The following is a 7,900-nucleotide window of genomic DNA, read 5'->3' on the forward strand; positions in this document are numbered from 1 at the left end:
CCTCGACACTCCGGCGGGAAGGGGCCAGTCTGCCCCTGCGTCACCCGATACCCCGAGGAGGAACCATGGCCCCGATCACCGTCTTTGCCGCCCGCGAGATATTGACCATGGACCCCAACCGCCCCCGCGCCAGCCATGTGGCGGTGCGCGATGGCGAGATCCTCGCCGTGGGCGGCGCGGATTGCGCGGACGCATGGGGGCCGGTGACCCATGACGACAGCCTTGCCCATGCGGTGCTGATGCCCGGTTTTGTCGAAGGTCATGCGCATTTGATGGCCGGGGCCATGTGGCGCTATGCCTATGCGGGCTATCACGACCGGATCGATCCCGACGGCACGCTCTGGCCCGGGCTTACGGACCTTGACGCGGTGATCGGCGGATTGCGCGACTACGCCGGGGGGCTGGCCCCGGAGGAGCCGCTGGTGGGCTGGGGGTTCGATCCCATCTTCCTCGACGAAGAGCGGCTGTCGCGCAGGCATCTCGACCTGATCGACGCGGAGCGGCCCATCGCGATCATCTATTCCAACTTCCACCTGATGTGCGTGAACTCGGCGGCGCTCGACCTTGTGGGCTATGACGAGACGACCAATGCCGAGGGCGTCATCAAGGATGACAGCGGCAAGCCCACCGGCGAGTTGCAGGAGATGGCCGCGATGTTCCCCATCATGCGGCGGCTCGGCATCGACTTTCGCGGCCTCAGCCAGGAGGAGGGCGCCATCCGTGCCTATGCGCAGGTCGCCCGCCGTGCGGGGGTGACGACGGTGACGGACCTGTTTTCCCAGATGGAGGACGCCGATCTGGAGGTGATGCTGCGCGTGACCGGGGAGGCGGGCTTTGGCCTGCGGATCGTTCCCGCGCTCGGCGCGCTGGAGGCGCCCACCACCGTGGCGGAGCGCGCCCGGCGCATCGGTCTGCGGTCCACCGACAGGCTGCGCCTCGGTGCGGTCAAGCTGATGACGGACGGGGCCATTCAGGGCTGGACGGCGCGCGTCCGCTCGCCGGGCTATGTGGGTGGGCAGCCCAATGGCATCTGGAACACCGCGCCGGAGCAAATCCACGCGCTGGTCATGGAGTTGCACCGGACGGGCGTGCAGATGCATGTCCATGTAAACGGGGACGAGGCCGCCGAGGTCACGCTCGACGCGATGGAGGCGGCGTTGCGCGCCCATCCGTGGCAGGGTCACCGGCATGTGTTGCAGCACTGCCAGATGATGGACCGGGACCTCTACCGCCGGGCGGCCGAACTGGGATTGTGCTGCAACATCTTTGCCAACCACATCTATTATTTCGGCGATCAGCATGTGGCGCTGACCATCGGGCGCAACCGGGCAGAACGGATGGACGCCGTGCGCACGGCGCTGGACGCGGGCGTGCCCATCGCCATCCATTCCGATGCGCCGGTCACGCCCATGGGGCCGCTATTCACCGCGTGGTGTGCCGTCAACAGGCGGACCATGTCGGGCGAGGTGCTGGGTGAAGCGCAGTGCATCGGGGTGGAGGAGGCGCTTTTCGCGATCACGATGGGGGCCGCCTATACGCTGAAGCTGGATGGCGAGATCGGCAGTATCTCCGTCGGCAAGCGCGCCGATTTCGTGGCGCTGGGGCAGAACCCGGTGGAAGTGGACACCATGGCGCTGAAGGACGTGCCCGTCCTTGGCACGGTGTTCGGCGGGCAGGTCCAGCTGCTGTGAGCGGGCGGCTGCCGCTCACGGTGATCTCCGGCTATCTCGGGGCCGGGAAGACCACGTTGATCAACCGGCTGCTGGCCGAGGATCACGGGCTGCGGGTGATGATCATGGTGAACGATTTCGGCGCAATCGACATCGACGCGGCGCTGCTGACCTCCCGCGAGGAGGATACGCTGACCTTTGCCAATGGCTGTGTCTGCTGCACCATGGGCGCGGACCTGTTTCAGGCCGTGGGCGACGTGCTGGACAGGGCGGAGCGTCCGGATCATCTGGTGATAGAGGCGTCGGGCATTTCCGACCCCGCGCGCATCGCACAGGTGGCGGAGACAGAGCCGGAACTGGTCTATGGCGGGGTCGTCACCGTGGTGGATGCGGCGCATTACGCGGTGCAAGCGGGTGATGCCCGGATCGGGGCGCAGGTGCGCGCGCAGGTCGCGGCGGCGGATATCCTGCTGATCTCCAAGAGCGATGTGCTGCCCGATGACCTTGCGCGCAGTCTGGCGGCTGAGAGCGCCGCCCCCGTGGCGGTGCTGGCGGAGGTCGCGGCGCTGGCGCCCCTTGTGCTGGGGCAACGCCCGGCGGACATGCCCGTCAGGGGCGGGCTGGGCGGTCATGCGCGGTACATGGCGTGGCAGGTGCAGAACGGCGAGACCATGGAACTGGCCCCCCTGCGCGCGCGGCTCGCCGCACGGCCCGCGGCGCTGCTGCGGCTCAAGGGGTTCGTGGGGCGCGAAGACGGTTCGGCCTGGGAAGTCCATTGCGTGGGGCCGAGCGCCAGCGTCAAACGCGCGACATCACCGGAGGCGGGGGCGCGGACGCGGCTCGTGGGGATCGCGCTGGCCGATACGCTGGGGCAAGCGGAACTGGACGATTGGTGGCGGGGCGCGGCCCCTCCGGGGGGAGTATTTTACAAAGGGTGAAGGCGGCGGTCAGTCTTCGCGCGTCACCTCGGCCTCGCCCGCCTGCATCGGGCCCTCGGCGCGGTCGAACCGCAGGTAGGCCAGGGCCCTGTCCCCGGCCCGGGTCAGCAACTGGCCCGCGGGCTTGCCGTTGGCGGTGATCTCCGTCCCCGGATCGGCGGGGCCCTGAACCGAGACGCGCGCCAGCCCTTTGCGCAGGGCGGTCTTATGCTTCATCCGGGCGGTCACTTCCTGCCCCACGTAGCAGCCCTTGCGGAAATCCACGCCGCCCAGACGTTCGAACCCCATCTCGAGGATGAAGTTATCGGGGCCGAGGTCCACCCCGGCCTCCGGCACCATGGCCGCGACCCGGCGGGCGGTCCAATCGGTATCGTCGCCCGTCTGGGGCGTGTCGCGGTAGGCGCGCCAGCCCATTTCAGGGCTGCGCGGATCGGCATAGCCGTCTTCGGGCGGCGTGCCGATGCCGCGATGCAGATGCAGGCCGGTCGTCTCGATCGTCACATCGGCGCGCAGCTTGTACATGTTGAGCCGGGCGAGCGCCGTATCGGCCTGTTCCTCCGCCACATCGAGCAGGATGCCATCGCCATCGGCGCAGAGGAAGAAATCCGCGATATACTTGCCCTGCGGCGTCAGCAGCGCGGCATAGACCGGCCCCTCGGCCAGTTTGCGCACGTCATTCGTGACGATGCCTTGCAGGAATTCATGGGCATCCGCCCCCGAGATGCGCAGAATGCGTCTGTCGTTCATGACTATGTCCTTCATTCCGTTCACATGACATATAGCCATCGAACCGCCAGCAGAAAGAGGCAGTATGCGCGCGCCCCTCTCCGTCGTGATCCCCACCCTCAATGCCGAAGCCGCCCTTGGCCGGTGTCTTGGCGCGTTGGTCGAAGGGCTGGAGGCGGGCTTGGTGCGTGAGTTGATCGTGACCGACGGGGGGTCGTCGGACGCCACCTGCGCCATCGCGCAGGCCTGGGGCGGGGAAGTCGTGACCGGGCCGCCGTCGCGCGGGGGGCAGTTGCGGCGGGGCTGTGCGGCGGCCAGCGGCGACTGGTTGCTGGTGCTGCATGCCGACACGGTGCTGCTGTCGGGCTGGAGCCGCCGGGTGGAGGCGCATCTGCCCAGCGGCGCGCCCGCTGCCTTTCACCTGCGCTTCGATGCGGCGGACGGGGCAGCGCGGCGGGTGGCCGCATGGGCCAACTGGCGCAGCCGGCGCGGGTTGCCCTACGGCGATCAGGGGCTGCTGCTGCCGCGTGCGCTCTATGATCGGGCGAGGGGCTATCCGGACCAGCCGCTGATGGAGGATGTGGCGCTGGTACGCGCGCTCGATACGCCCGTGGTGATGCTCGATGCCATCGCCATGACCAGCGCGGACCGTTACCGGCGGCAGGGCTGGCTGCGGCGGGGCGGGCGCAACCTGATGCTGCTGGCGCGCTACTTCGCCGGGGCCGATCCCCATGCGCTGGCGCGCGCCTATCGCCGTCAGGCGGGGGAGCGGGACTGACCGTCGGGTTCCGGAGCGGTCTCTGTCCCCGGGCCATTGCCGTCCTTGAACTGCAGCCGGTAAAGATCGGCATAAAGCCCGCCTTTTTCCAGCAGCGCGTCATGGGTGCCTTCGTCCACCACCCGGCCCCGATCCATCACGATGATGCGGTCGGCATCGCGGACGGTGGACAGCCGGTGCGCGATCACCAATGTGGTACGCCCCTCTGCCAGCCGCTCCAGCGCGTCCTGCACCACCTGTTCTGAATGGGCGTCGAGCGCGCTTGTGGCTTCGTCCAAGAGCAGCACCGGCGTGTTGCGCAGAAGCGCGCGGGCGATGACAACCCGCTGGCGCTGCCCGCCCGAGAGCGCCGAGCCGCGCGGTCCGACGCGGGTGTCCAGCCCCTGTTCGAGCTGCGGCAGGAAGTCGGCGACATGGGCGTCCTTCAGCACCTGATCGAGCACCTCCGGATCGACGTCTTCCCGGCCCAGCACGATATTCTCGCGCAGGGTTTCGTCGAACAGCAGCGCCTCTTGCGTCACCACCGAAAACAGACCGCGCAGGTCCGGAATGGTCATCTCGGTCGTGGCGACGCCGCCGATGCGCACCTGTCCCTCATCCGGGTCGATCAGCCGGGTGAGCAGGTTGAAGATCGTCGATTTACCCGCGCCCGACGCCCCCACCAGCGCCGTGGTCTGTCCGGCGGCGGCGGTGAGCGATATGTCATCGAGCACTTTAGATTCCCCGTAGGAAAGGCTCACCCCGTCCAGCACAACGTCCGGCGTGCCGCTGGGGGCGGGGCGCGGATCGGCGGGCGAGGACAGCCGCACCGGCGCATCCATCAGCGCCTTGATCCGCTCCAGCGCGGCGGCGGCGACCTGCCACAGCCCGCTGATGCCACCCAGCCGCCGCAGCGGGTTGAAGGTGAAGCCCATGGCGGTGAAGAAGGTCATGAACTCGCCGATGGTCTTGTCGCCGGAGATGATTTCGGACCCGCCGTAGAGGATCACGGCCATGAAACCCACGCCCGACATGATGTCGATCATGCCCGGTATCGCGGAGTTGCCGAAGGCGCTGCGCACCTCGGTGCGGATGAACTGCCGGGTGAGGTCACGGTACTGGCGCGACTGGTAATCCTCCAGCGCGTTCAGCTTGACCTGCACGACCCCGTGGAAAACCTCGTCCAGCCGCGTGGACAGCGAGGCGCCCAGATCGCGCGCCTCGCGCGAGCGGGCGCGCACGAAACGCTGCGCGATCGCGGCAGGCAGGACCATCACCGGGATGCCGATGCAGGCCAGCAGCGCCCAGATGGGGTCAATCGCGATGGCCACGCCCAGAAGGACGATCAGCCCGATGAAATCGCGCCCCGCGCCAGTAATGACCGCGCGCCAGACATCCGCCACCGCGTTCACGTCCGACTGCACCCGCTGGATCAAAAAGCCCGGGGGATGCGACTGGTGAAAGGCGCCGTCCTGCAGCATCATCCGGTCCAGCAGATCGATGCGCATATCGGCGGCGGAGCGCTGGGCGATCCGTGTGAGCAGCACCTTCTGCGCCACCCCCGCCACCGCGCGGACCACGAAGATGCCCAGCAGCAGCAGGCCCACCCACCACAGCGCGCTTTCCTGCCCGGCCACAAAGACGCGGTCGAACATCGGCTCCATCAACCGTGCGAGCGCGCCCAGGGTCGACCCTTCGATGATCATGAAGATCACGGCCACGCCCAGCAGCTTCATGTGCTGGCGCAGATAGTCCCGCCAGAGCCAACGCAGCAATTCGGAGGATGTGTAGTTCTTGTAGTCCATCTTGGCCGGTGTCCTCCGAGGGGCGGGCGGTTCCACCTCTACGCATCGGGCCCGCGCAGGGCAAGCCACACGGGCTGCGTTGACGCGCCGTTGCGACGCGGTAAGGTGGCGCGAAACAGATGCAAATTCATACAGGTCTGACCATGGCGAAAGCACCCGTTCTGGCGCAGGGGCGCTCTTATCTCGCGATTCCGGGGCCGTCGGTCATACCGGACGCGGTCCTTGCGGCGATGCACCGGGCCGCGCCCAATATCTACGCCGGTCCCCTGACGGAGATGATGCCCGGCATGATGGACGATCTGCGCCGCGTCGCCCGGACCCGGCACCATGTCGCGATGTATACAGGCAACGGACATGCCGCGTGGGAAGCCGCCCTTGCAAACGTGATCCGGCCCGGCGACGCGGTGCTGGTACTGGCCACCGGGCGTTTCGGCATCGGCTGGGGCGAAATGGCCAGCGGGTTGGGCGCGGAGGTGGAGGTGATGGATTTCGGGCGTGCCGCACCGATGGACATCGACCGCATCGCCGAGCGGCTGACAGCCGACAGCGCCCATCGGATCAAGGCGGTGCTGGCGGTGCATGTGGATACCTCGACCTCCGTCCGCAACGACATCGCGGGCCTGCGCGCGGCACTGGACGCGGCGGACCATCCGGCGCTGCTGATGGCCGATTGCATTGCCTCGCTGGGCTGTGACCGGTTCGAGATGGACGATTGGGGCGTCGATATCATGGTGACGGCCTGCCAGAAGGGGCTGATGGTCCCGCCGGGGGTGAGCTTCGTCTTCTTCAACGACCGCGCCGCAAAGGTCCGCGACGGCATGGAGCGCGTCAGCCGCTACTGGGATTGGCAGCCCCGCGCGGAGCCGGAGGAATTCTACCAGTACCACGGCGGCACGGCGCCGACCCAGCATCTCTTCGGGCTGCGCTGCGCGCTCGACATGATCCATGAAGAGGGGATCGAGGCGGTCTGGCAGCGCCACGCCCGGCTGGCGCGCGCCGTCTGGGCCGCCTGCGAGGCATGGTCCACCGCCGGCAGCTTCGGCATGAACCTTTCCGCGCGTGAGCACCGCAGCCACGCGGTGACGGCCCTGCGGCTTGAGCCGCCCAACGCCACTCGCCTGCGCGACTGGGTGCAGGAAAATCTCGGCCTGACGCTGGGCATCGGGCTCGGCATGGCGGCCCCGGGTGACCCGGCATGGCACGGGTTCTTCCGGCTGGGCCATATGGGCCATGTGAACGGGCATATGATCATGGGCATGCTGGGCGGTATCGAAGCGGGGCTGAACGCGCTCGCCATCGATCACGGGCAGGGCGCGCTCGACGCGGCGGCGCGGGTGATCGGCGGAGCGGACTAGGCGCGCCGCGCCTCGATCCGGCCGATCAGCGCGTTGACGGCCCAGCCCGTCAGCGCCACCGCCGCGATCCCCCAGAGCGCCCAGATCAGCACCAGAAACCACGACAGGTTGATGCCGAACATCACGATACAGGCGGCGGTGAAATCGGGGGCGGCAGGGCGGTTCGAGGTGTCGCGCATGGCGGAAGCTCCGGTCTGATGCCGGCTATGATAGCGCAGCTTTGCCGCAAGTCAGCCCCCTTGCGCGGCAGGTTATCAGCCCGCCGCGGCCCCATCCGCCGCCTCGCGCAGCGCCTCCGGCAGGGCGGCGGCAAAGGCATCGAGCTGCGCGGGCGTGCCGCAGCTGACGCGGATGCAGCGGTTCTGCGGGGCGGCAAAGGGCATCCGCACGAAGACCCCGCGCCGGATCAGTCCCTCCAGCACCGTCTTGGCCCGGGCCGCATCCCCGCCACAGTCAATGGCGACGAAATTCGCGGCAGACGGCAGGGCCGTGAGCCCGTTGTCGGCGGCGATCCGCGCGATACGGCTTCGCGCCGCCTCGATCCGGGTGCGGGTCTCTGCCAGCCAGGCGGTATCGTTGAGCGCGGCCAGCGCCCCCGCCTGCGCCGCACGGTTCATGCCGAAATGATTGCGCACCTTGTCGAAAGCCG

General features: G+C 68.4%; 8 protein-coding genes. 4 read left to right on the top strand and 4 right to left on the bottom strand.

Features of this window, described 5'->3' with window-relative positions:
* Window positions 1–65 precede the first annotated feature (65 nt).
* Window positions 66–1,691: an amidohydrolase gene (locus A3764_RS04920; RefSeq protein ID WP_067923597.1), complete on the top strand. Its 1,626-nt coding sequence runs from the start codon at window positions 66–68 to the stop codon at window positions 1,689–1,691.
* On the top strand, window positions 1,688–2,608 hold the full coding sequence (locus A3764_RS04925) for a GTP-binding protein (RefSeq protein ID WP_067951270.1): 921 nt from the start codon (window positions 1,688–1,690) through the stop codon (window positions 2,606–2,608). The genes A3764_RS04920 and A3764_RS04925 overlap by 4 nt, the downstream gene beginning before the upstream one ends.
* Before the next feature lie 9 nt (window positions 2,609–2,617).
* On the opposite strand, the gene ygfZ is transcribed toward A3764_RS04925, so the two are convergent.
* Window positions 2,618–3,355 (bottom strand): CAF17-like 4Fe-4S cluster assembly/insertion protein YgfZ, encoded by a 738-nt coding sequence (ygfZ, locus tag A3764_RS04930; protein ID WP_067919242.1) that lies wholly within the window; start codon window positions 3,353–3,355, stop codon window positions 2,618–2,620.
* 64 nt (window positions 3,356–3,419) lie between these two features.
* On the opposite strand from ygfZ, the gene A3764_RS04935 reads away from it, so the two are divergent.
* Window positions 3,420–4,112, top strand: coding sequence for a TIGR04283 family arsenosugar biosynthesis glycosyltransferase (locus A3764_RS04935; RefSeq protein ID WP_067919244.1), 693 nt, complete (start codon window positions 3,420–3,422; stop codon window positions 4,110–4,112).
* On the opposite strand, the gene A3764_RS04940 is transcribed toward A3764_RS04935, so the two are convergent.
* The gene (locus A3764_RS04940) at window positions 4,091–5,896 is read right to left on the bottom strand and encodes an ABC transporter ATP-binding protein (RefSeq protein ID WP_067919246.1); all 1,806 of its coding nucleotides are present in this window, start codon (window positions 5,894–5,896) and stop codon (window positions 4,091–4,093) included. The genes A3764_RS04935 and A3764_RS04940 overlap by 22 nt on opposite strands.
* 143 nt (window positions 5,897–6,039) lie before the next feature.
* On the opposite strand from A3764_RS04940, the gene A3764_RS04945 reads away from it, so the two are divergent.
* On the top strand, window positions 6,040–7,251 hold the full coding sequence (locus tag A3764_RS04945) for a pyridoxal-phosphate-dependent aminotransferase family protein (protein ID WP_067919248.1): 1,212 nt from the start codon (window positions 6,040–6,042) through the stop codon (window positions 7,249–7,251).
* On the opposite strand, the gene A3764_RS04950 is transcribed toward A3764_RS04945, so the two are convergent.
* Window positions 7,248–7,430 carry a hypothetical protein gene (locus A3764_RS04950; protein WP_067919250.1) on the bottom strand — a complete coding sequence of 61 codons (183 nt, stop codon included), beginning with the start codon at window positions 7,428–7,430 and terminating at the stop codon, window positions 7,248–7,250. The genes A3764_RS04945 and A3764_RS04950 overlap by 4 nt on opposite strands.
* A gap of 75 nt (window positions 7,431–7,505) precedes the next feature.
* Window positions 7,506–7,900 (bottom strand): aminotransferase class I/II-fold pyridoxal phosphate-dependent enzyme (locus tag A3764_RS04955; RefSeq protein WP_150122072.1); only part of this gene is annotated, 395 nt, incomplete at its 5' end.

Source organism: Sulfitobacter sp. HI0129 (assembly GCF_001635395.1).
Taxonomy (GTDB): Bacteria; Pseudomonadota; Alphaproteobacteria; order Rhodobacterales; family Rhodobacteraceae; genus Sulfitobacter.